Origin of the sequence: Kitasatospora sp. NPDC088134, assembly GCF_044741705.1 — a bacterium.
Lineage (GTDB): Bacteria > Actinomycetota > Actinomycetes > Streptomycetales > Streptomycetaceae > Kitasatospora.
The window spans coordinates 56,296-78,982 of the sequence record NZ_JBIUTD010000003.1 but is presented as its reverse complement, the minus strand read 5'-3'; the positions used below and the strand labels follow the sequence as shown (position 1 = coordinate 78,982).

Genomic DNA, 22,687 nt, shown 5'->3' with positions numbered 1-22,687 from the left:
CTCAGCGCCCGGTGTCGACCACGCAACGGCCGCCCTCGCTGCGGTAGTTCCACTTCGCGCCGTCGTTGACCAGCTCGCGGACGGCGGTCAGGAACCGGTCCACGTGCTCGACGGGGGTGCCGGCGCCGAAGCTGACCCGGATCGCGTTCAGGCTGCGCTCCCCCGGCAGCGAGGGCTCCGGCGCCCCGCACTCGCTGGGCCCGGCCTCCTCGCCCCCGAGCAGCGTGCGCACCAGCGGGTGCGCGCAGAACAGGCCGTCCCGGACGCCGATCCCGTACTCGGCGGAGAGCGCCGCCGAGAAGTGCGAGCTGTTCCAGCCGCGCACCACGAAGGACACCACGCCGACCCGGGCCGAGCCCTCGCCGAACAGGTTCAGCACCCGCACCTCGGGCACCTCGGCCAGACCCGCCGTCAGCTTCGCGACCAGCGCCCGCTCCCGCTCCTCCAGCGCGTCGAAGCCCGCCTCGCTCAGTGCCCGGCAGGCCGAGGCGATCGCGTACGCGCCGATCACGTTCGGCGAGCCGGCCTCGTGCCGGGCCGGGCCGGTGTGCCACTCCACCGCGACCGAGCCGTCCAGCTCCCGGGCCACCGTCCGGCTCGCGCCGCCGCCCGCGAGGTACGGCTCCGCCGCGTCCAGCCAGTCGGAGCGGCCCGCCAGCACCCCGGCGCCGAACGGCGCGTACAGCTTGTGCCCGGAGAACGCCACCCAGTCGACGTCCAACTCCTTGACGGAGAGCCGGTGGTGGGGCGCCAGCTGGGCCGCGTCCAGCACCACCCGGGCGCCGTACCGGTGCGCGACGGCGGTCAGCTGGCGCACCGGCCACAGCTCGCCGGTGACGTTCGACGCCCCGGTCACGCAGAACAGCTTCGGCCCGTCCGCCGCGCCCAACAGCGCCTCCTCCAGCGCGGCCACCGCCTCGGCGTGCGAGCGCGGCGCCCGCAGGTAACGCACCGTCAGGCCCTCGCGCCGCCACGGCAGCAGCGAGGCGTGGTGCTCGGTCTCGAACGCGAACACCTCGGTCCCGGCCGGGACCGCCCCCGCCAGCAGGTTCAGCGAATCGGTGGTCGCCCGGGTGAACACCACCTGGTCGCCGTCCCGCAGGTCCAGGAACTCCGCGACGGTGCGCCGGCTCTGCTCGAACAGGTCGGTCGACAGCTGCGACAGGTACCCGGCCCCCCGGTGCACCGACCCGTAGTACGGCGCGTACGCCGCCACGTCGTCCCACACCCGCTTCAGCGCCGGGGCGCTCGCCGCGTAGTCCAGCGCCGCGTACCCGACCTTCTCCCCCGACGCCAGCGGAACCTCGACGTCCTGGCCCAGCACGGCCAGCGGCTCACAGATCTCGGTGGTCACGGACATGGGTGCACTCCTCCACGGGACAAGGACCCCGGGCGTGCGTCAGCCGGAAGTCCGCGCTTGCCACGCGGACGGTTCGCCGCACGGCCCGGTCCTCACCCAGGGCACCCCGCCACGGACGGAGGGTTGCCGGACAGCAAGCTGGGGCTTCGCGCTGTCACTCATGACCTGACCCAGAACCATACACGAGCCCCCACCGGTCTCAACCCCCGTCCACCACCCGAGACAGCGAGCCCGCCGGGCTTCGCGCTTCCGGACCCGAGGGAGCGAAGCTCCAGGGGCCCGGGGAACGGCGGTGCCGAGGGGCTGGCGTCCGACAGGCCGCGAGGCGCTGCGCCGTTTCGAGCCGAAGGTCTTCGGCGACAGCCCCGTAGCGCCCCACTGTGTTCCGGCGATCAGCCTCTCGGCCCCGCCGTTCCCCGGGCCCCTGCTTTTGCCTCCCGCCTCAACTCGCTTGTGTCGCCTCGGCCCAGCGCTTCAGCAGCGCCCCCGCCGCGCCCGAGTCGATCGCCCGCGCGGTGCGCTCCATCGCGGCGGCGAGCTGTTCCGTCAGCGGCGCGTCCGTGAGTTCCAGGGCCACCAGCGCGGCGGCGCTGTTGAGCAGGACGGCGTCGCGCACCGGTCCGGCCCCGCCGTTGAGGACGCGCCGCGCCACCTCCGCGTTGTACTCCGCGTCGGCGCCGCGCAGCGCCTCGATCCCGACCGGTTCGATCCCGACGTCCCGCGGGTCGAAGGAGGTCTCGGTGACGGCGCCGTCCCTGATCACCCAGACCCGGGAGGTGGTGGTGACCGTCAACTCGTCGAGCCCGTCGTCCCCCCGGAAGACCAGTCCCTGCGCGCCGCGCCGGGCGAGCACCCCGGCGATCAGCCCGGCCAGCCGGGTGTCGAAGCAGCCGACGGCGTGCGAGGTGACCCGGGCCGGGTTGGTGAGCGGGCCGAGGATGTTGAAGACCGTCGGGACGGCCAACTCGGCCCGCGCCTGGGCGGTGTGCCGCATCGACGGGTGGAACTTGGCCGCGAAGCAGAAGGTCAGCCCGACCTCCTCGGCGACCTGCGCGACCCGCTCGGCGGAGAGGTCCAGGTTGATCCCGAGCCGCCCGAGCACGTCGGAGGAGCCGGACGCGGAGGAGGAGGCCCGGTTGCCGTGCTTGACCACCTTCGCCCCGGCGGCGGCCGCGACCACCGCCGACATGGTGGAGATGTTGACGGTCCTGGCCCGGTCGCCGCCGGTGCCGACGATGTCGACGGCGGGGCCGGGGATGTCCAGCGGGAGGGCGTGCGCGTACATCGCCTCGACCAGGCCGGAGATCTCCTCGACGGTCTCGCCCTTGCCGCGCATGGCGACCAGGAAGCCGGCCACCTGCACGGGGCTGGCCTCGCCGGTCATGATCCGGTCCATCGCCCAGGCGGTGTCGGCCTGGGCGAGGTCCTGGCCGCCCAGCAGCGAGCTCAGCAGGTCGGGCCAGGTGCGGACCACCTGCGCGGGGTCGCTACCGCCGTTCGCAGAGTGCGCGTTCACCATGGCCCGGTCTCCAGCTCTCGTCAGTCGTCCCGGGGCGTCCCCGGGGAGTGACGTCAGCCTATCGAGCGAGCGGGGACGGCCGCCGCGAGTTGCCGTCCCCTTCTCTCCAGGTGAGACGCGCCGGTGAGACGGTCGGCCGGGACGGTCAGCGCCCGGCGGGGGCGCGGCGGGCCAGCCGGGCGCGCAGCAGCGTGGTCGCGGCCTCGGCGAGCGGGACCGGGTCGACCGGGTGGGAGAGCGCGGCGTCGGCGCGGCTCCAGGCGGCGAGCCAGGAGTCCTGCGGGCGGCCGATCAGGACCAGCACGGGCGGGCAGCCGTAGATCTCGTCCTTCAACTGCCGGGTGAGGCCGAGCCCGCCGGCCGGGACGGCCTCGCCGTCCAGGACGCACAGGTCGACGCCGCCCTTCTCCAGGGCGCGCAGCACCGCGGGGGCGGTGGCGCACTCCAGGTACTCGACCGCCGGGAGGTCCGCGGCGGGGCGCCGGCCGAGGGCGAGGGCGACCTGCTCGCGGGTGTTGCGGTCGTCGCTGTAGACGAGAACGGTGAGCGTCTCGTCGGAGTGCTGCGCCATGTCCCCTGCTTCCTGGTGCTCGTCCTCTTATATGCACGCCCGTTCCGCGGGGCGCGCCCTGACGGCCTCGGCCGAACGCCTGACGGCCGGACCGAACGGCCCAGTGTGACCCGGGCCACGTCCTCGGGCGCATGCTACTCCGGCGCGGGCCTCCTGGAGAGTCCCCGACGCGATCTCGCTCAAGCCGCCGCGCCCGGGAGTCACCCCGTCGGCGCAGTTCGCTCACCCGGTCCGAACAACCGTCAGAAAACGGGCGGCGCGGGAGCGGGGCATACCGCACGCACCGGACACTCCGAGGGAGACCCCCCGGCGTGAAGACGGAATAAGGGACCGACATAATGTCCGTCGTGGCGACAGCAACAGCAACAGAAACCGGACACGCGCACGGAGCGGTCAACAGGCCGAACCTGGTCAGCGTCGGAACCATTGTCTGGCTGAGCTCGGAGCTGATGTTCTTCGCGGCCCTGTTCGCGATGTACTTCACCCTCCGCTCGGTCAAGGGCGCCGAGTTCTGGCACGAGAAGGCCCACGCCCTCAACGTGCCGTTCTCCTCGGTCAACACCACGATCCTGGTGCTCTCCTCGCTCACCTGCCAGCTCGGCGTGTTCGCCGCCGAGCGCGGTGACGTGAAGAAGCTGCGCTCGTGGTTCGCGATCACCTTCGTGATGGGCGCCGTCTTCATCGGCGGCCAGATCTTCGAGTACACCGAGCTGGTCAAGAAGGACGGCCTGTCGCTGTCCTCGGACCCGTACGGCACGGTGTTCTACCTGACCACCGGCTTCCACGGCCTCCACGTGACGGGTGGTCTGATCGCCTTCCTGCTGGTCCTCGGGCGGACCTACGCGGCGCGGCGCTTCACCCACGAGCAGGCCACGGCGGCGATCGTGGTGTCCTACTACTGGCACTTCGTCGACGTCGTGTGGATCGGCCTGTTCGCGACCATCTACCTGATCAAGTAACAGCCGCCCCGCCCCTGACCCGGCGTCACCTGGACGCCTGGGAGTCGGGGGCAGGCTGCTGCCGACCAGATCCTGACACCGGGGTTATTCCGTGAAAAAGCTCTCCGCACGACGGCGCCACCCACTGGCGGCGGTCGTCGTTCTACTTCTCGCCCTGGCGGCCACCGGGGGGCTGTACGCCGCTTTCGCGCCCGCCGGGAAGGCGCAGGCCGACAGCTCCGCGCAGTCGCTCGCCATCGACGAGGGCAAGAAGCTCTTCGCCGTGGGCTGCTCCTCCTGCCACGGCCTGAACGGCCAGGGCACGTCTGACGGCCCGTCACTGGTCGGCGTCGGCTCCGCTGCTGTCGACTTCCAGGTCGCCACCGGCCGGATGCCCGCGCAGCAGCCGGGTGCCCAGGTCCCGCGCAAGAAGAACATCTACTCGCAGGCCGAGATCGACCAGCTGGCCGCCTTCGTGGCCTCGCTGGGCCCCGGCCCGGTCGCCCCGGGCAAGGACCAGTACCAGCCCGCCGAGGACCCGAAGACCAACGCCGAGCAGGTCGCCAAGGGTGGCGAGCTGTTCCGCACCAACTGCGCCCAGTGCCACAACTTCGCCGGCAAGGGCGGTGCGCTGACCAACGGCAAGTACGCCCCGTCGCTGGAGGGCGTGGACGCCAAGCACATCTACGAGGCCATGCAGACCGGCCCGCAGAACATGCCGTCCTTCCCCGACAGCACCATGCCGGAGGAGCAGAAGCGCGAGATCGTGGCGTTCGTCCGCAACGCCGACAACGAGCCGAACCCGGGCGGTCTCGCCCTGGGCAGCCTCGGTCCGGTGACCGAGGGCCTGTTCGGTTGGATCTTCGGTCTCGGCACGCTGATCGTGATCGCGATCTGGGTCGCCGCCCACACCACCAAGGCCAAGAAGTCATGAGCCACGACATGTCAGAGAACCTGCCGGAGGCGCACGCCGCCTCCCACGGCACGGACGTCGCCACCCACGGCGACCCGTTCGCCGACCCGGGCCTGCCGGCCCACGAGCCGCGTCGGACCGACATCGACGAGCGGGCCGCCAAGCGGGCCGAGCGCCAGGTGTCGCTCATGTTCGTGGTGTCGATGCTGGCGACCGTCGGCTTCATCGCCTCGTACGCGTCGATCGACGCCGACAAGCTGGTCTACATCTTCCCGCTGGGCAAGGTCAGCGCCCTCAACTTCGCCCTGGGCCTGACCCTGGGCGTGGCGCTGTTCTGCATCGGCGCGGGCGCGGTCCACTGGGCCCGCGCCCTGATGTCGGACCACGAGCTGCCGGCCGAGCGGCACGCGATCGAGGCCGACGACGAGGTCCGCAACGACGTCATCGAGCAGTTCAGGACCGGTGCCGCGGAGTCCGGCTTCGGCCGTCGCAAGATGATCCGCAACACCCTGATCGGTTCGATGGCCCTGGTGCCGCTCTCCGGTGTGGTGCTGCTGCGCGACCTCGGCCCGCTGCCGGAGAAGAAGCTGCTGCACACCGGCTGGGTGGAGGCCACCCCGGCCGAGCCGATCCAGCTGGTCAACATGAACACCGACCAGCCGATGAAGCCCGAGGACATCGTCCAGGGCTCGCTGACCTTCGCCAAGCCGAAGGGCCTGGAGGAGTCGGACGAGGACTTCCAGCAGCGGATCGCCAAGGACGCCCTGATGCTGATCCGGATCGCCCCGGACGACATCAAGGACGCCAAGTCCCGGGACAAGGGCTTCGAGGGCATCCTCGCCTACTCGAAGATCTGCACCCACGTCGGCTGCCCGATCTCGCTGTACGAGCAGCAGACCCACCACGCGCTCTGCCCCTGCCACCAGTCGACCTTCGACCTGGCGGACGGCGCTCGCGTCATCTTCGGCCCGGCCGGCCACCCGCTGCCGCAGCTGAAGATCACCACCGATGAGCAGGGCTTCCTGGTCGCCACCGGCGACTTCGACGAGCCCGTCGGCCCGAGCTACTGGGAGCGTCCGCGATGAGCAGCGCAAGCGGCACGAACAACAGTGCCTCCAAGCCGGCCAGCACCCGCGCAAAGCCCGCCAACAAGGCGGAGGCGACCGCGGACTGGCTGGACGGCCGGCTGGGCATCTACACCCTGGCCAAGGCCAACCTGCGCAAGATCTTCCCGGACCACTGGTCCTTCATGCTCGGTGAGATCTGCCTCTACAGCTTCATCATCATCATCCTCACGGGTGTGTACCTGACGCTGTTCTTCACGCCGAGCATGGCCGAGACCGTGTACCACGGTTCGTACCTGCCGCTGAACGGCATCCGGATGTCGGAGGCCTACGCCTCGACGCTGAACATCAGCTTCGAGATCCGCGGCGGTCTGCTGATCCGTCAGATCCACCACTGGGCCGCGCTGGTCTTCGTCGCCGCGATGCTCGTGCACATGATGCGCGTGTTCTTCACCGGCGCGTTCCGCAAGCCCCGTGAGATCAACTGGGTCTTCGGCTTCCTGCTGCTGGTCCTGGGCATGTTCGACGGCTTCTTCGGCTACTCGCTGCCGGACGACCTGCTGTCGGGCACCGGCATCCGCTTCATGGAGGGCGCGATCCTCGCGGTGCCGCTGGTCGGCACCTACATCCAGATGTTCCTGTTCGGCGGCGAGTTCCCCGGGCACGACATCGTCCCGCGCTTCTTCACCATCCACGTGCTGCTCATCCCGGGCATCATGCTGGGCCTGCTGGTCGCGCACCTGATCCTGGTCTTCTACCACAAGCACACCCAGTGGGCGGGCCCGGGCAAGACCGAGAAGAACGTCGTCGGCATGCCGCTGATGCCGGTCTACATGGCGAAGGCCGGCGGCTTCTTCTTCCTGGTCTTCGGCATCATCGCCGCGATCTCCGCGATCGCCACGATCAACCCGATCTGGGCGTACGGCCCGTACCGTCCGGACCAGGTGTCGACCGACGCCCAGCCCGACTGGTACATGGGCTTCTCCGAGGGCCTGATCCGGATCATGCCGGGCTGGGAGATCTCGGTCTGGGGCGGCCACACGCTGAACCTCGGCGTGATGGTCCCGCTGGCGATCTTCCCGGCGGTGCTGGCCGCGATCGCGGTCTACCCGTTCATCGAGTCCTGGGTCACCGGCGACAAGCGCGAGCACCACATCCTGGACCGCCCGCGCAACGCCCCGGTCCGCACCGCGCTCGGCGCGGCCTGGATCTCGCTGTACCTGATCCTGCTGGTCGGTGGTGGCAACGACCTGTTCGCCACCCACCTGCACCTGTCGATCAACACGATCACGTACGCCGTCCGGGTCGGCTTCTTCGTGGTGCCGGTGCTCACCTTCCTGGTCACCAAGCGCTGGTGCCTCGGCCTGCAGCGCCGTGACAAGGAGAAGGTGCTGCACGGCCGCGAGTCGGGCATCATCAAGCGCCTGCCGCACGGCGAGTTCATCGAGGTGCACACCCCGCTGTCCCAGAAGGACCTGCACACCCTCACCGCCCACGAGCAGCCCCAGCCGCTGGAGCTGCCCGCCGAGACGGACGAGAACGGTGTGGCCGCCAAGGCCGGCGTGGTGACCAAGGCGCGGGTGAAGCTCTCCGAGGGCTTCTACGGCGAGGGCAACCAGATCGCCAAGCCCACCACCGAGGAGTACCACGAGATCACCAGCGGCCACGGCCACCACTGATCCCGGGTAGCTGTCACGCCACGTCAGAACCCCCACCGGCTCCGGCCGGTGGGGGTTCCGTCATCTGCGGCGCGGGGCCCTGACGCCCTGTTATGTTGACCGGGTGCACGTGGTGATCGATCATCAGTCCTCCGTCCCGCCCTACGAGCAGGTGCGTTCCCAGATCGCGGCCCGGGCCCGGGCGGGCGAACTGCCGGTCGGCCTGAAGCTGCCCACCGTCCGCGCGCTGGCCGAGCAGCTGGGCCTGGCCGCGAACACGGTGGCCCGCGCCTACCGCGAGCTGGAGGCCGACGGCGTGGTCGAGACCCGCGGCCGGGCCGGCACCACGATCGCCGCCACCGGCGACACCTCGCAGCGCCTGGCCGCCACCGCCGCCACCGAGTACGCGGCGCTGACGGTGCGGCTGGGCCTGACCCGGGACGAGGCGCTGGCCGCCGTGCTGACCGCGCTGGACGCCGTCCGGCGCTGAACGACGACGGAGCGGCCGGCCCCCGCGAGGGGGCCGGCCGCTCCGGGTGCCGCGGGGTCAGCCCGCGCGGTGCGTGACCGTGCCGCCGAGGACGGTCAACAGCACCGGCAGCGCGGCGAGTTCGGCGTCGGGGGTGCGCAGCGGGTCCCCGGCCAGCACCGTCAGGTCGCCGCGGTGGCCGACCGCCAGCCGCCCGGCCCGGTCCTCCTCCCCCGCCGCCCAGGCCGGAGCCAGGGTGTACCCGGCCAGCGCCTGCAGCGGGGTGAGCGCCTGCCCGGGCAGGTGCGGCGGCTGCTCGGGGTGGCGGGCCGGGCGCCGGTGCCGGGCCCCGGCCATCACGCCGAGCGGTGCGAAGGGCGCGATCGGCCAGTCCGAGCCGAGCACCACCCGGGCCCCGGCCTCGGCCAGGTCGCGGCAGCGGAACGCCCGGTTGGCCCGCTCCTCGCCGAGCCGCCGGGACCAGTTGTCGGTGTGGTCGGCCCGGGTGTACTCGGTGCAGTGCGTGGGCTGCATCGAGGCGGTCACCCCGAGCGCGGCGAACCGGGCCACGGTGTCGTCCGGGACGGTCTCGACGTGCTCGACCCGGTGCCGCACCCCGCCCGCCCCGTGCGCGGCGACGGCCCGCTGCACGGCGTCCAGCACGTGGCGCACCGCGGCGTCCCCGATCGCGTGCGTGGCGGTCGGCACCCCGGCCCGGTGCAGTTCGCCGATCACCCGGGTGTACTCGGCCGGGTCGGGCCAGAACGCGCCGGTCGACTCGCCGTGGCAGTCGGGGCGCTCCAGCCAGGCGGTGCCGTTGTCGATGGTGCCGTCCATGAACAGCTTCGCCCCGGCGACCCGCCAGTTCCGGCCGCCCTCGCCCTGCCGGCGGATCAGCCCGGCCAGCTCCTCGGGGGTGACGCCGGGCTGCACCCAGGGCGCGACCCGCAGCCGCAGCGGCAGGTGCCCGCGCTCCTCCAGCGCGGCGTACACCGCCAGGCTCTCCCCGTTGGCGTCCATCGCGTGGCCGCCGGTGAGCCCGGCGGCGGCCATCCGGCCGAGCACCTCGACAGTGGCCCGGCACAGCTCCTCGAAGCTCGGCCGGGGCGCGACCGCCTCGACGAGTTCGCAGGCGGCGTCCTCCAGCAGCAGGCCGGTGGGCCGCCCGTCGGCGTCGCAGACCACCTCGGCCGAGCCCTGGTCGAAGCGGCGCGGCCCGTCGATCCCGGCGAGTTCCAGGGCCCGCCGGCTGGCCAGCATCGAGTGCGCGTCGAACAGGTCGATCGCGGCGGGCAGCCCGTCCAGCACCGCCCCGACGCTGTCCGCCGAGACCGGCAGGCCGCCGAAGGCGTTCGGGTCCAGGCCCCAGCCGCGCAGCCACTGCCCGGGCGCCAGCTCCCGGGCCGCGCCGGCCAGTGCGGTCCGGACCTCCGCCAGGTCGGCGCAGCCGGACAGGTCGACCCCGGCGGTGCGCTCGGCGCCCGAGACGGGGTGCAGGTGGCCGTCCGTCAGCCCGGGGACGACCACCGCCCCGTCCAGGTCGATCAGTTCGGCGGCGCCCGGGTCCAGTTCACGGCCGGTGCCCAGCCGGGCGATCCGGCCGCCGGTCACGGCGAGCGCGTCGAACGGCAGGAAGGCCCCGGTGCCGGGGTCGAGCAGCCGGGCGTTGGTCAGGACGAGGTCGGGGTGCACGGGGGCTCCTCTGCGGTGGTGCGGTCAGTGCGGGGTGCCGAGCGTCCCGGGCGGCAGGCCGAGGTCGCTCTCGGCGAGGGCGTGCACCATGGCGGTGACCGCGGGCGGGTGGCCGGTGCGGTCGGTGTTGGCGTGCACGCCGAGGCCGTCCAGGACGACCAGCAGCCGGATCGCGGCGATCTGCGGGTCCGGGGTGCGGAACTCCCCCGTCGCGACGCCGTCGCTCAGCAGCGCCGTCAGCCCGTCCCGCCAGCGCGCCTCCTGCTGGCCGACCCGTTCCCGCAGGGCGGGCCGGAACCGGCTGAGGTGACGGGCGTTCAGCCAGAGCCGGCTGAGCTCGTCGTAGCGCGGGCCCTCGGTGCGGCCGAGGAAGCGGGCCAGCCGCTGCACGGCGGGCAGTCCGGCCTCGGACTCCGGCAGCAGCTCGGCCAGCTCGCCGCCGGCCGCGGTGCCGAAGGCCTCGGCCACCAGTTCCTCGGCGACCGGGAAGTAGTGGCTGATCAGGCCGGGACGGACGTCCAGCGCCTCGGCGACCCGGCGCATCGTGATGCACTCCAGGCCCTCGGCGAGCGCCACCGCGGCCGCGGTGGCCACGATCTCCGCCCGCCGGGCCTCGGGGTTCTTGCGGACCCGTTTCGGCTGGACGCTTGACGACATGCCCCGCACGCTATTGGATGTGCGACCAATAGACAAGCCGCCTTCCGGATCGGCCGCTCCCGCACCGCCGACCGCGCCGGCACCCGTACTCGAAACCTCGGAGGACTCCATGGAATCCACGATTCCAGACCCCCGCACGGAGCTCCCCGCGCCCCCGCCCCCCGCCGACCGGGCCGGCCGGATCGAGGCCCACGGCATCGACCACATCCCCGACGCGGAGCGGCACGGCCGGGCCCGCGACCTGTTCGCCGTCTGGGCCGCCCCCAACGTCAGCTACCTCAACCTGGTGGTCGGCGGCACGCTGATCCTGCTCGGCCTCGACCTGTGGCAGTCGCTCGCCGTCATCGTGGCGGGCAACCTGCTCTGGGCCCTGGTCGGCCTGCTCGCCGTCAGCGGCCCCGCCGCCGGCGCCCCCAGCGAGGTCGTCATGCGCGCCATGTTCGGCGTCCGCGGCAACCGGGTGAACATCGCCGTCACCGGCTGGCTGGTGTCGGTCTGCTACCTCGCCCTGAACTGGGCCGCCGCCTCGCTCGCCGCCTTCGCCCTGGCCGAACGGGCCGGGCTCACCCCCGGCACCCCGCTCAAGGTGCTGATCATCGTCCTGATCGCCGCCGCCACCCTGGCCATCTCGGTCTACGGCCACGCCACCATCGTCCGCCTCTACGGGCCCTTCACGCTGGCCCTCACTGCGGTCTTCCTGCTGCTCACCGGCTACCTGCTGGCCGGGCACACCGACTGGCACTACCGCCCCGCCGAACCCCTGCACGGCACCGCCCTGCTGGCTGCGCTGGCCGGCGGCACCGCGCTGATCGCCTCCGCCCCGCTCTCCTACTCCACCAGCGCCGACTTCTCCCGCTACCTGCCCCGCACCACCTCCCCCCGCGCGGTGGCCGGCTGGACGGCCCTCGGCGCCTTCGTCCCCAGCGTGCTGTTCACCGCCCTGGGCACCCTCGCCGCCACCACGCTCGACATGACCGACCCGCAGTCCGCCCTGAGCGCCGTCCTGCCCGGCTGGGTCCGCCCGCTCTTCCTGCTCTCCGTGGTGCTCAGCGCGGTCGCCAACAACGCGATGACCGCCTACTCCTCCGGCCTCGCCCTGCAGGCCGTCGGCCTGCGCATCCGCCGCTCCCGCAGCGTCGCCCTGGACGGCGCCCTCGGCATCGCGCTCACCCTCTACGCGCTGCTGGTCTCCAACTTCCTCGACACCGTCAACAGCGTGCTGGAACTGATGGTCGCCCTCACCGGCCCCGTGATGGCCGTCTACGCCACCGACATCCTGCTCCGCCGCAACCGCTACGACGGCCCCGCCCTCACCGACGAGACCCCCGCCTCACCGCACTGGTACTGGCACGGCGTCAACCGCGCCGGCGCCCTCGCCCTCCTCCTCGGCACCACCGCCGGCACCCTCTGCCTCGCCACCGAACCCTTCACCGGCCCCCTCGCCGCCGCCCTCGACGGCGTCGACCTCTCCCTCCCGGCCGGCATGCTCACCGCCGCCGCGACGTACTGGCTGCTCAGGCACCGTTCCCACCCGCCCACCCGTGAGCGCGACGCCTAGATCCGACCGACCACGACTCCGCGTCCCGTCAGGGGCGCGGGGAACTGCGCGAGCACCCCGCACGAACGGCCGGGTCCGCCCGGCGGGAGCACCCTGCTCCCCGGGCGGACCTGGCGGTACGTCACCGATTCACACTGGCGGCCTCCGGCGCAGCCGCCGTCGTGACCGGCTTCCCCAGCGCGCTGTGCTTCACGTACTCGTCGAAGTTCAGGTTCCAGTCGCCGTAGCCGTTGCCGAACGGCTCCATCTCGTGGCCCTGGCTGTTCACCACCCGCACCACGTCCCCGACCCGGGTGTTGTCGAAGAACCACTTCGCGTCGTCGGTGCTCATGCCGGTGCAGCCGTGGCTCACGTTCTCCTTGCCCTGCGCCCAGGTCGACCACGGCGCCGCGTGCACGTACTCGCCGCTCCAGGTGACCCGGGTGGCCCACTTGACGTCCAGGTCGTAGGACTCGCTGCTGCCCTGCGGGATGCCGATGGTCTCCCCGCTCATCCGGACGTCGGACTCCTGGCCCAGCACCACCTTGGTGCCGTTGCGGGTGGAGAAGCCGGGCTTGCCGGTGGTGACCGGGATGGTCCGCACCACCTGCCCGTTGCGCTGGTACGTCAGCTGGTGGGTGCCCGCGTCGATCAGCGCCTCGACCCGGTCGCCGATGCGCAGCGCCAGCGTCCGCTGCTCGCCGCCGTAGACGCCGTCGGCTATCCGGACGCCGGGCAGGTCGTAGGCGAGCTTGACGGTGGTGTTGGCGGGCCAGTACTCCTGCGGCCGGAAGTGCAGGTTCCGGTCGTCCACCCAGTACCAGGCGCCGGTGACGGCGGGCTGCGAGGTGACGGTCAGTCCGCGTTCGACCTGCTGCCGGGCGGCCGGGTCGGTGACCGGGTCGGAGAGCTCGACGGTGAGCGGCTGGCCGACCCCGTAGACGCCGCTGCCGGAGCTGTCGGGGCCCAGCTGGGCGGTCAGCACGTGCTGCGCGGCGGCGGTGCTGAAGCCGGAGTCGCTCTCGCCGTGGCCGCCCTTGCCGTCCTCCGCCGCGACCTTGACGGTGTAGGCGGTGCCGGCCCGGAGCGGGTCGGTGCTCTGCCAGTGCTGCCGGTCGGCGGCGAGCTGTCCGGCGACCTGCTTCCCGTCGGGGCCCGTGACGGTGACGGTGCCGAGCTTCGCGGCGCCGTCCGTGGTGACGCTGAACGCCTTCCCGGGGTCGGTGTCCGCCCCGGTGGCCGAGGTGTGGACCAGCGGGGCCACGTCGACCTGACGGTTCGTCTCCTGCTGCTGTGGCGACGAGTGGCCGGCGGAGCAGGCCGCCGCCGGTGCCAGGACCAGCACGGCGGCCAGTGCGGTGCGGGTGCTGCCGACTATCCGAGAGCCCTTCAACGGAACCTCCCAGGGGTATGAACCTGCCTCAGAGCGTAGGAAGGCGTCACCCGCCCGGCATGCCGGGTAACCCGGTCGGGGGAAAACCCCGGGAACGCGGACGGGCCGGGCGCCCCCAGGAGGGGGTGCCCGGCCCGTCGTGCGACCGAGGGGGTTCCGGAACCTACTGGTTCTGGTTCTCGCCGCGGTAGAACTCGAAGACCCAGCCGTACAGGCCGATCAGCAGGATCGGGATCGACCAGAACAGCAGCCACCAGCCGAAGATGACGCCCATGAAGGCGAGCGCGCCACCGATCGCCAGCGAGAGCGGCTGCCAGCTGTGCGGGGCGAAGAAGCCCACCTCGCCGGCGTCGTCCGCGACCTCGGCCTCGGGGTTGTCACCCGCGCCGGTGTCCACCCGCTTGGCGGTGAACGCCAGGTAGAAGCCGATGAAGGCGCACAGGCCGAAGGCCAGGAACAGCGCGGTGGTGCCGGCGGCCTCCAGGCCGTGGTCCGACTTCATGGTCCAGACCATGTAGGTGATGGCCATCGCCAGGATGAAGACGGCGAAGCCCGCGAAGATCTTTCCCTGTTCCTTCATCGGGCGTCACCCTCATTCTTGCCCTTGCCCAGCGAAGGACGGTCGTACTGCGCCGGGGTCACACCGTCGAAGTGCTTGGCCGGCTCACCGTGGTTCTCGAGGTAGTCGAGGGCCGCGATCTCCGGGTGGTGCAGGTCGAACGCCGGGGATTCGGAGCGGATCCGGGGCAGGGTGGTGAAGTTGTGCCGCGGCGGCGGGCAGGAGGTCGCCCACTCCAGCGAACGGCCGTAACCCCACGGGTCGTCGACCTCGACCTTCTCGCCGTACTTGGCCGTCTTCCAGACGTTGTAGAGGAACGGCAGGATCGACAGGCCGAGCAGGAAGGAGCTGATCGTCGAGATCGTGTTCAGCGTGGTGAAGCCGTCCGAGGCCAGGTAGTCCGCGTAGCGGCGCGGCATGCCCTCGGCGCCCAGCCAGTGCTGCACCAGGAAGGTGCCGTGGAAGCCGATGAACAGCGTCCAGAAGGTGATCTTGCCGAGGCGCTCGTCCAGCATCTTGCCGGTCATCTTCGGCCACCAGAAGTGGAAGCCGGCGAACATCGCGAAGACGACGGTGCCGAAGACCACGTAGTGGAAGTGCGCGACGACGAAGTACGAGTCCGAGACGTGGAAGTCGATCGGCGGGGAGGCCAGCAGCACGCCGGTCAGACCGCCGAACAGGAAGGTGACCAGGAAGCCGATCGTCCAGAGCATCGGGGTCTCGAAGCTCAGCGAGCCCTTCCACATGGTGCCGACCCAGTTGAAGAACTTCACACCGGTCGGGACCGCGATCAGGAAGGTCATGAACGAGAAGAACGGCAGCAGCACCTGGCCGGTCACGTACATGTGGTGCGCCCACACCGTCACCGAGAGGCCGGCGATGGCGATGGTCGCGGCGATCAGGCCGGAGTAGCCGAACATCGGCTTGCGGCTGAACACCGGGATGATCTCGGAGACGATGCCGAAGAACGGCAGCGCGATGATGTAGACCTCGGGGTGGCCGAAGAACCAGAACAGGTGCTGCCAGAGCAGCGCACCGCCGTTCGTCGGGTCGAAGACGTGCGCCCCGAACTTGCGGTCCGCCTCCAGGGCGAACAGCGCGGCCGCGAGGACCGGGAAGGCCAGCAGGACCAGCACGGCGGTCAGCAGGACGTTCCAGACGAAGATCGACATCCGGAACATCGTCATGCCGGGGGCGCGCATGCAGATGATCGTGGTGATGAAGTTGACCGCACCGAGGATCGTGCCGAAGCCGGAAAAGGCCAGACCCATGATCCACATGTCGGCGCCGACGCCCGGCGAGCGGACCGCGTCCGACAGCGGCGAGTAGGCGAACCAGCCGAAGTCGGCGGCGCCCTGCGGGGTCAGGAAGCCCGCCACCGCGATGATCGAGCCGAACAGGTACAGCCAGTAGGCGAACATGTTCAGGCGGGGGAAGGCGACGTCGGGCGCGCCGATCTGGAGCGGCATGATCCAGTTGGCGAAGCCGGCGAACAGCGGGGTGGCGAACATCAGCAGCATGATCGTGCCATGCATGGTGAACGCCTGGTTGAACTGCTCGTTCGACAGGATCTGGGTGCCCGGGCGGGCCAGCTCGGCACGCATGACCAGGGCGAGCACGCCACCGATCAGGAAGAAGGCGAACGAGGTCGCCAGGTACATCGTGCCGATCGTCTTGTGGTCGGTCGTGGTGAGCCACTTGATGATCGCGTTGCCCGGCTTGCGCACCCGCGGAGTCCCCGAGGTGACGGCCCCGGCTCCCCCACCGGCCGCGGCGGGCTCGTTGAGGATGGTCACTTCTCTTCACTTCCCGTGGGGAGGATGCCTGCGGGAACCGCGCCGGCCTGGCCCTTGGCGCGGAGGTCCTTCAGGTGCTGCGCGTACTCGTCGGCCGAGACGACCTTGACGTTGAACAGCATCCGCGAGTGGTCGACGCCGCAGAGCTCGGCGCACTTGCCGCGGTAGGTGCCGAGCGCGGTCGGGGTGACCTGGAACTCGTTGACCACACCGGGCACGACGTCCATCTTCATCATGAAGTTGACGGGCCAGAAGTCGTGGATGACGTCGTTGGAGGTCAGCCGGAACTTCACGGTCTCGTTGATCGGCAGGTAGAGCGTCGGAGGCTCCTTGGTGCTGCCGACCTCGTACGCGGCGGTGGTGCTCGCCGGGTCCGGGATCTCGGAGTTCTCGTAGTTGAACGCCCAACTCCACTGGAAGCCCACCACGTTGATGGTGTGCTGGGGCTTGGCGTCGACCTTCGTCAGGGTGGCCTCGTCGCGGGCGACGAAGTAGAAGAGCACCGAGACGATGACGAGGGGGACCGCGGTGTACAGCGCCTCGATGGGCACGTTGTACCGGGTCTGAGCGGGGACCTCCACCTTGGTGCGGCTGCGCCGGTGGAAGAACACGCTCCAGAGGATCAGACCCCACATCAGTGCGCCAACAATCAGAGCCGCGATCCACGAGCCCTGCCACATGTGAAGGACCAGCGGGCCTTCCTTGGTGACGGGACTGGGGAGGCCAAGCCTGGGCAGGTCGTTGGCCGAGCAGCCGGTGGCGGTCGCGATGACGAGGCCCAGTGCCAGCGCCTGAGGCAGCTTCCGCCGCATCGTGCGCCGCGGCGAGCGGTCGGAGCCGTTGGGACTCACGTAGCGCCTTCCCGAAGTCTCGCCCGCGAACGCACCACCGGGAGGAGCCTGTCACCAGGTCCCTTCGGCGGCCCGGTCACGGGCACGGTTTGAATGCTTATGCGGGCCAAACGCTACTCCATCCTTATGCGGCACTCACGGGCAGCCCCCGCTAACGCGCCGCCCGGCTACCCGATCAGCCCCCGGGGAGTGAAGCCCCCGGACGGGACGGACGGAGTCGCAGGTCATGGCGGACATTCGAGCCTCCCACGACCGAACGGGCGACCGTACTGCGACACGCGGGTGACGGACCGTCGGGCGCCCCGCTGGCCGGGAGGAATCACCCCGTAAGGGGCGTCGTCTACGGTGGCCCCGTGCCCTATTTCGACGCCGCCTCCACCGCCCCGCTGCACCCCGTCGCCCGGCAGGCGCTGCTCGCCGCCCTCGACGAGGGCTGGGCCGACCCGGCCCGCCCGTACCGCTCCGGCCGGCAGGCCCGGATGCTGCTCGACGCCGCCCGGGAGACCGTCGCCGAGGTGCTCGGAGCCCGCCCCGACGAGGTCTCCTTCACCTCGTCCGGCACCCAGGCCGTCCAGTTGGGCCTGCTCGGCGCCCTGCGCGGCCGCCGCCGGCACGGCGCCCACCTGCTGCACTCCGCCGTCGAGCACTCCGCCGTCCTGCACACCGCCGAGCGCTGGGAGGCCGACGGCGGCACCGCCACCGCCGTCCCGGTCGACCGTCACGGCCGGGTCTCCGCCGAGGAGTTCGCCGCCGCGGTCCGCCCCGACACCGTGCTCGCCGCCCTGCAGTCCGCCAACCACGAGGTCGGCACCCTGCAGCCGGTCACCGAGACCGCCGCCCTGCTCGGCGACGTCCCGCTGCTGGTCGACGCCGCGCAGAGCGCCGGCCGGCTGCCCGTCCCGGCCGGCTGGTCCCTCCTCACCGCGAGCGCCCACAAGTGGGGCGGCCCGGCCGGCGTCGGCGTGCTCGCCGTCCGCAAGGGCGTCCGCTGGTCCTCGCCGCTGCCCGCCGACGAGCGCGAGGGCGGCCGGGTGCCCGGCTTCGCCAACCTGCCCGCGATCGTCGCCGCGGCGGCCGCGCTGCGCGCCGTCCGGGACGGCGCCGAGGCCGAGAACGCGCGGCTGCGCGCCCTGGTCGACCTGATCCGCCGTCGGGTCCCGCAGCTCGTCCCCGCCGTCGAGGTGGTCGGCCACCCCGAGGACCGGCTCCCCCACCTGGTGACCTTCTCCTGCCTGTACGTCGACGGCGAGGTCCTGCTCGGCGCCCTCGACCGGGCCGGCTTCGCGGTCGGCTCCGGCTCCTCCTGCACCTCCAGCACCCTGACGCCCAGTCACGTGCTGGCCGCGATGGGCGTCCTCACCGAGGGCAACGTCCGGATCTCCCTCCCCGCCGGCACCACCCCCGCCGAGGTCGACGCCTTCCTCGACGTCCTCCCCCGCGCCGTCGCCGGGATCCGCGCCCCGCTCGGCCTCGACCTCCCGCCACTCGGCGCCGCCGCCCCCGCCGAGACCCTGGTCCTGGACACCCTCGGCAAGCACTGCCCGATCCCCGTCATCGAACTCGCCAAGCACATCGACGAGGTCGCCCCCGGTGGCCGCGTCGCCGTCCTCTCCGACGACGAGGCGGCCCGCCACGACATCCCCGCCTGGTGCGAGATGTGCGGCCACACCTACACGGGTGAGGCCCCGGCCGCGGACTACGGCGCCGACCGGGGCACGGCCTACCTGGTGCAGCGGAACTCTTAGGCAGACGAGGGCGCGAAATCAGGGGCCCGGGGAACGGCGGGGCCGAGAGGCTGATCGCCGGAACACAGTGGGGCGCCACGGGGCGTCGGCCAGAAGACCTTCGGCCCGAAACGGGGTGGCGCCCCGCAGCCTGCTGGTCACCCGCCCCTCGGCGCCGCCGTTCCCCGGGCCCCTGAAAGCAGGCTTCGCTACAGGTTGGCGCGGAGTTCGTTCGCCGCCTCGACGCCGTACGCGGTTTCGAAGCGCTGGACGAAGTGCCCGCTGCGGAGCTCGTACTCCTGGGTTCCGACGGTCTCGATGACCAGGGTGGCGAGCATGCAGCCGATCTGGGCGGCGCGCTCCAGGCCGAGGTTCCAGGAGAGGCCGGCCAGGAAGCCCGCGCGGAAGCCGTCGCCGACGCCGGTGGGGTCGGCCTTGCGCTCCTCGGCGGGGCAGCCGACCAGGATGTCGGGCTCGCCCGCGCGCTGGATGCGGACGCCCTTGGGGCCGAGGGTGGTGATCCGGGTGCCGACCCGGCCGAGGATCTCCTCCGCGGACCAGCCGGTCTTCGACTCGATCAGCGCGGCCTCGTACTCGTTGGTGAAGAGGTACGCCGCGCCGTCCACGATCTCCCGGATGTCCTCGCCGTCGAGGCGGGCCAGCTGCTGGGAGGGGTCGGCGGCGAAGGCGTAGCCGCGGGTCCGGCACTCCTGGGTGTGCCGGACCATCGCCGCCGGGTCGTCCGCGCCGATCAGCACCAGGTCGAGGCCGCCGACCCGGTCGGCGATCGGCTGGAGCTCGATGCTGCGGGCCTCGGCCATCGCGCCGGTGTAGAAGGAGGCGATCTGGTTGTGGTCCTGGTCGGTGGTGCACATGAACCGGGCGGTGTGCCGGGTCTCGGAGATGTGCACCGACCGGGTGTCGACGCCGTGGCGCTCCAGCCAGCTGCGGTACTCGGCGAAGTCCGCGCCGGCCGCGCCGACCAGGACCGGCCGCAGGCCGAGGACGCCCATGCCGAAGGCGATGTTCGGGCCGACGCCGCCGCGGCGGATGTCCAGGGTGTCGACCAGGAAGGACAGCGAGACCGTGTGCAGCTGCTCGGGCACCAGCTGGTCGGAGAAGCGTCCGGGGAAGGTCATCAGGTGGTCGGTGGCGATCGAGCCGGCGACGGCGATGCGCACGGGGGTCTCCTCGGGCGGCCCGGCAGGGGCCGGAGCAGGGGCAACAATCCGCCTACGGTACCCGCCCGAACCGGTACTACCGATTGGTAGGGGTGTCGCGGCGGCTGCGGTCGGCCTAGGGTCGCAGACATGGGGGCCGGTGCACGGCCCCTTTGTCAGTCCGCGGCAGAGCGGCCGCGGCACGGCGATCGGAGCTGGTACCGCATGGTGATCGAGCACTCCCCCGGGCGACCATCGAGCAGGTTCGCGGAGGTCGAGTCGCTGGCCGAACTCCTGGACTCCTCGCGCCGGTTGGGCCGGTTCTGGCCGGCTGTCGGCCCGCACCCGGCGGCCGCCGCCCCGGCCGTGCTGGGCGTGCGGGTGACGCCGGCGGCCCGCCGGGTGGTCGCCGGGATGCCGGAGTTCGGCGAGTAGCCCCGGGGCACGGGAACCGGTTTCCTCCCGGGCACGTCAAATCCGCGCGGTGCCGCTACCGGCGGCACCGCGGGACCCTCGGGAGGAACGCGAATCATGGACGTCAGCACCGCAGCAGTCTCCGCCAAGGCCACCACCGTGCGCCGGGCCGCCACCGGACTCGCCGCCGCGGCCCTCGCGGCCGGCCTGCTGACCGCCTGCAGCAGCTCCGGCCCGTCCGGCGCCGCAGCCACCGTCTCCGCCGGCGCGAGCGGCAGCCCGTCCGCCGACGCCTCTCCGTCCGCCTCCGCGTCGGCCTCGGCCCCCGCCGCGTCGAGCCCGACGGCGGGCACCGGCACGCAGCCCACGGACGCACCGACCACGCCCGGGCCGACCACGCCCGGGATCGCCGTCGGCGAGCGCCCGCCGACCGCGGTGAAGATCCCGGCGACCGGCTACCGGCAGGACAGCCCCACCCAGCTGACGGTGTTCTTCACCGCCGGGGTGTGCGACAAGTACGGCGTGAAGGTCGAGGAGGACAACCCGCCGGTGGTCCGGCTCCGGGTGGTGGTCACCCAGACCGCCGAGCCCGGCAAGGCCTGCCCGATGGTGATCAAGGGGCAGGAGGCCGTGGTCAAGCTATCCAAGCCGATGACGACCGGCGGCGCCGTGGTCGACACCGCGACCGAGCAGCAGCTCCCCCCGCAGAACGGCGTCACGGGCGGCGACCCGCGCTGACCCGCGCTGACCCGCGCTGACCCGCCGCCGAACGCCGCGAGGGCGGCCCCCGTCTCCGGGGAACCGCCCTCGCCATGCGTGTTCAGGGATTAGCTGAACGAGTCGCCGCAGGCGCAGGAGCCCGTGGCGTTCGGGTTGTCGATGGTGAAGCCCTGCTTCTCGATGGTGTCCACGAAGTCGACGGTGGCGCCGCCCAGGTACGGGGCGCTCATCCGGTCGGTGACGACCTTGACACCGTTGAAGTCCTTGACGACGTCGCCGTCCAGCGAACGCTCGTCGAAGAACAGCTGGTAGCGCAGGCCCGAGCAGCCGCCCGGCTGCACGGCGACGCGCAGCGCGAGGTCGTCGCGGCCCTCCTGCTCCAGCAGGCCCTTGACCTTCCCCGCGGCGGCGTCGGTGAGGAGGATGCCACTCTCGACGGTGGTCTTCTCGTCCTGGACGGTCATGCTTACTCCCGGTCGGTGACGACTGTGATCCGCCAGTGCCAACCGGCGGCCCCCCGGATTCATTTCCGGGAGGTGGTGCGTTCGGGGGACATTTTTCGTCGCCCACTCCCCCACGCACCCCATGCTCGCACACCGGGCCGCGGTGGTCACCGCCCACTTCGGCAAACCGCTACCGCCCGCCGCCGGGGCGCAGCAGGATGTGACGGTGATCATTCGCCGGCTCAGGAACACCGCCGCCGACGCCGAGGCCGTCCAACGGGTCTCCCGGGCCGCGTTCCGCGACCTGGACGGCCGGCCGCAGGACGACCCCGACCGGCCCGGCGACGAGGCCCACCGGGTCCGGGCGCTGGCCCGGGCCCGGCACCTCGCGGTGACGGACCCGGACGGGTGCTGGATCGCCGAGCGGGACGGCGAGGCGGTCGGGGTGGCGCTGTCGCTGCGCCGCGAGGGCGTCTGGGTGCTGCCGCTGTTCGTCGTGCTGCCCGCCGCGCAGGGGCAGGGGGTGGGCCGGCTGCTGCTGGAGCGGGCCACCGCGTACGGGCGGGGCTGCCTGCGCGGGATGCTCTGCGCCTCGCCCTCGCCGGCCGCGGCCCGCCGCTACCGGGCGGCCGGGTTCACGCTGCACCCCGCGATGCGGCTGGCCGGGACGGTCGACCGGGAGCGGCTGCTCGACCCGGGCGACATACCGGTGCACCCCGGCAACGCGACCCACCTGCACCTGCTCGACTCGGTCGACCGCCGCCTGCGCGGCGCGGCGCACGGCCCCGACCACGCGTTCATGCTGGCCCACTTCGAGGAGCTGCTGATCGCCGACACCCTGGCCGGCACCGGCTACTGCTACCGGGACGGCGGGACGGTGCAGCTGCTGGCCGCGACCTCCAAGCGGATCGCGGCCCGCCTGCTGCGCGAGGCCCTGGCCCGGGTCCCCGCCGGGCAGGAGGCCACCGTCTCCTTCCTGACCGCCGAACAGGAGTGGGCCCTCGACGTCGGCCTCGACCTGGGCCTCTCCGTCACCACCCGCGGCTACCTGGCCCTCCGCGGCATGCGGCCGCCGACGCCGTACATCCCCAACGGCGGCTACCTGTAACGGTTTTCCGGGCCCGGGGAGCGAAGCTCCAGGGGCCCGGGGAGCGGCGGCGCCGAGTGGCGGGTGTCCGACAGGCTGCGGGGCGCCACCCCGTTTCGGGCCGAAGGTCCTCGGCGAAAGCCCCGTCGCGCCCCACTGTGC

Annotated in this window: 21 protein-coding genes and 1 riboswitch; of the genes, 10 read left to right on the top strand and 11 right to left on the bottom strand. The window is 72.2% G+C overall.

All coding sequences use genetic code 11. The features are described 5' to 3' along the window. Window position 1: 1 nt before the first annotated feature. From ACIOHG_RS06170 to ACIOHG_RS06160, 3 genes are all read right to left on the bottom strand, one after another. A complete protein-coding gene (locus tag ACIOHG_RS06170) occupies window positions 2-1,360 on the bottom strand; it encodes an aminotransferase class V-fold PLP-dependent enzyme (protein ID WP_400945918.1) in 1,359 nt (452 codons plus the stop codon). 48 nt (window positions 1,361-1,408) lie between these two features. Next, window positions 1,409-1,526, bottom strand: a riboswitch (SAM riboswitch). A 276-nt stretch (window positions 1,527-1,802) separates the two neighbouring features. After that, window positions 1,803-2,879: an anthranilate phosphoribosyltransferase gene (gene trpD / locus ACIOHG_RS06165; protein ID WP_400945915.1), complete on the bottom strand. Its 1,077-nt coding sequence runs from the start codon at window positions 2,877-2,879 to the stop codon at window positions 1,803-1,805. A 145-nt stretch (window positions 2,880-3,024) separates the two neighbouring features. Further along, window positions 3,025-3,450, bottom strand: coding sequence for a hypothetical protein (locus ACIOHG_RS06160; protein ID WP_400945913.1), 426 nt, complete (start codon window positions 3,448-3,450; stop codon window positions 3,025-3,027). A gap of 338 nt (window positions 3,451-3,788) precedes the next feature. Here ACIOHG_RS06160 and ACIOHG_RS06155 point away from each other — a divergent pair, with 338 nt between their 5' ends. From ACIOHG_RS06155 to ACIOHG_RS06135, 5 genes are all read left to right on the top strand, one after another. Continuing rightward, a complete protein-coding gene (locus ACIOHG_RS06155; RefSeq protein WP_400710148.1) occupies window positions 3,789-4,409 on the top strand; it encodes a heme-copper oxidase subunit III in 621 nt (206 codons plus the stop codon). 91 nt (window positions 4,410-4,500) lie between these two features. Further along, window positions 4,501-5,322, top strand: coding sequence for a c-type cytochrome (locus tag ACIOHG_RS06150; protein WP_400945911.1), 822 nt, complete (start codon window positions 4,501-4,503; stop codon window positions 5,320-5,322). 8 nt (window positions 5,323-5,330) lie between these two features. Beyond that, the gene (locus ACIOHG_RS06145; RefSeq protein WP_400945909.1) at window positions 5,331-6,386 is read left to right on the top strand and encodes a Rieske 2Fe-2S domain-containing protein; all 1,056 of its coding nucleotides are present in this window, start codon (window positions 5,331-5,333) and stop codon (window positions 6,384-6,386) included. Then, on the top strand, window positions 6,383-8,044 hold the full coding sequence (locus tag ACIOHG_RS06140) for a cytochrome bc complex cytochrome b subunit (protein ID WP_400945906.1): 1,662 nt from the start codon (window positions 6,383-6,385) through the stop codon (window positions 8,042-8,044). Before ACIOHG_RS06145 ends, ACIOHG_RS06140 begins: the two co-directional genes overlap by 4 nt. A 103-nt stretch (window positions 8,045-8,147) precedes the next feature. Then, complete coding sequence (locus ACIOHG_RS06135; RefSeq protein ID WP_400945904.1) at window positions 8,148-8,513, top strand: GntR family transcriptional regulator; 366 nt, start codon at window positions 8,148-8,150, stop codon at window positions 8,511-8,513. Between the two features lie 57 nt (window positions 8,514-8,570). On the opposite strand, the gene ACIOHG_RS06130 is transcribed toward ACIOHG_RS06135, so the two are convergent. Together ACIOHG_RS06130 and ACIOHG_RS06125 are read right to left on the bottom strand one after the other, a co-directional pair. Next, a complete protein-coding gene (locus ACIOHG_RS06130) occupies window positions 8,571-10,184 on the bottom strand; it encodes an amidohydrolase (RefSeq protein WP_400945901.1) in 1,614 nt (537 codons plus the stop codon). Window positions 10,185-10,208: 24 nt separating this feature from the next. Then, window positions 10,209-10,841, bottom strand: a complete 633-nt coding sequence (locus tag ACIOHG_RS06125; RefSeq protein WP_400945898.1) for a TetR/AcrR family transcriptional regulator — start codon at window positions 10,839-10,841, stop codon at window positions 10,209-10,211. 109 nt (window positions 10,842-10,950) lie between these two features. Between ACIOHG_RS06125 and ACIOHG_RS06120 the strand changes: the two genes are divergently transcribed. Next, the gene (locus tag ACIOHG_RS06120) at window positions 10,951-12,399 is read left to right on the top strand and encodes a purine-cytosine permease family protein (protein WP_400945896.1); all 1,449 of its coding nucleotides are present in this window, start codon (window positions 10,951-10,953) and stop codon (window positions 12,397-12,399) included. Window positions 12,400-12,520: 121 nt separating this feature from the next. Here the strand turns inward: ACIOHG_RS06120 and ACIOHG_RS06115 are convergent, their stop codons facing one another. The 4 genes from ACIOHG_RS06115 to coxB all read right to left on the bottom strand — a co-directional run bounded on the left by ACIOHG_RS06115 (window position 12,521) and on the right by coxB (window position 16,977). Continuing rightward, the gene (locus ACIOHG_RS06115; RefSeq protein WP_400945893.1) at window positions 12,521-13,771 is read right to left on the bottom strand and encodes an Ig-like domain-containing protein; all 1,251 of its coding nucleotides are present in this window, start codon (window positions 13,769-13,771) and stop codon (window positions 12,521-12,523) included. 163 nt (window positions 13,772-13,934) lie between these two features. Beyond that, the gene (locus ACIOHG_RS06110) at window positions 13,935-14,351 is read right to left on the bottom strand and encodes a cytochrome c oxidase subunit 4 (protein ID WP_400945891.1); all 417 of its coding nucleotides are present in this window, start codon (window positions 14,349-14,351) and stop codon (window positions 13,935-13,937) included. Continuing rightward, window positions 14,348-16,126, bottom strand: a complete 1,779-nt coding sequence (gene ctaD / locus ACIOHG_RS06105; protein ID WP_400945889.1) for a cytochrome c oxidase subunit I — start codon at window positions 16,124-16,126, stop codon at window positions 14,348-14,350. The genes ACIOHG_RS06110 and ctaD overlap by 4 nt, the downstream gene beginning before the upstream one ends. Further along, complete coding sequence (coxB, locus tag ACIOHG_RS06100) at window positions 16,123-16,977, bottom strand: cytochrome c oxidase subunit II (RefSeq protein ID WP_400945887.1); 855 nt, start codon at window positions 16,975-16,977, stop codon at window positions 16,123-16,125. Before coxB ends, ctaD begins: the two co-directional genes overlap by 4 nt. A 353-nt stretch (window positions 16,978-17,330) precedes the next feature. On the opposite strand from coxB, the gene ACIOHG_RS06095 reads away from it, so the two are divergent. After that, window positions 17,331-18,722, top strand: coding sequence for a cysteine desulfurase/sulfurtransferase TusA family protein (locus ACIOHG_RS06095; protein WP_400945885.1), 1,392 nt, complete (start codon window positions 17,331-17,333; stop codon window positions 18,720-18,722). A 188-nt stretch (window positions 18,723-18,910) separates the two neighbouring features. Here ACIOHG_RS06095 and ACIOHG_RS06090 read toward each other — a convergent pair whose 3' ends face one another. After that, window positions 18,911-19,882, bottom strand: coding sequence for a carbohydrate kinase family protein (locus ACIOHG_RS06090; protein ID WP_400945883.1), 972 nt, complete (start codon window positions 19,880-19,882; stop codon window positions 18,911-18,913). Window positions 19,883-20,086: 204 nt separating this feature from the next. Between ACIOHG_RS06090 and ACIOHG_RS06085 the strand changes: the two genes are divergently transcribed. Together ACIOHG_RS06085 and ACIOHG_RS06080 are read left to right on the top strand one after the other, a co-directional pair. Beyond that, window positions 20,087-20,296 (top strand): hypothetical protein, encoded by a 210-nt coding sequence (locus ACIOHG_RS06085; protein ID WP_400945880.1) that lies wholly within the window; start codon window positions 20,087-20,089, stop codon window positions 20,294-20,296. Window positions 20,297-20,392: 96 nt separating this feature from the next. Beyond that, the gene (locus ACIOHG_RS06080) at window positions 20,393-21,013 is read left to right on the top strand and encodes a hypothetical protein (protein WP_400945878.1); all 621 of its coding nucleotides are present in this window, start codon (window positions 20,393-20,395) and stop codon (window positions 21,011-21,013) included. An 89-nt stretch (window positions 21,014-21,102) separates the two neighbouring features. Here the strand turns inward: ACIOHG_RS06080 and erpA are convergent, their stop codons facing one another. Beyond that, window positions 21,103-21,459, bottom strand: a complete 357-nt coding sequence (erpA, locus tag ACIOHG_RS06075) for an iron-sulfur cluster insertion protein ErpA (protein ID WP_400712499.1) — start codon at window positions 21,457-21,459, stop codon at window positions 21,103-21,105. Between the two features lie 205 nt (window positions 21,460-21,664). On the opposite strand from erpA, the gene ACIOHG_RS06070 reads away from it, so the two are divergent. Beyond that, complete coding sequence (locus ACIOHG_RS06070; RefSeq protein WP_400946670.1) at window positions 21,665-22,546, top strand: GNAT family N-acetyltransferase; 882 nt, start codon at window positions 21,665-21,667, stop codon at window positions 22,544-22,546. The last annotated feature ends 141 nt before the right edge of the window (window positions 22,547-22,687 follow it).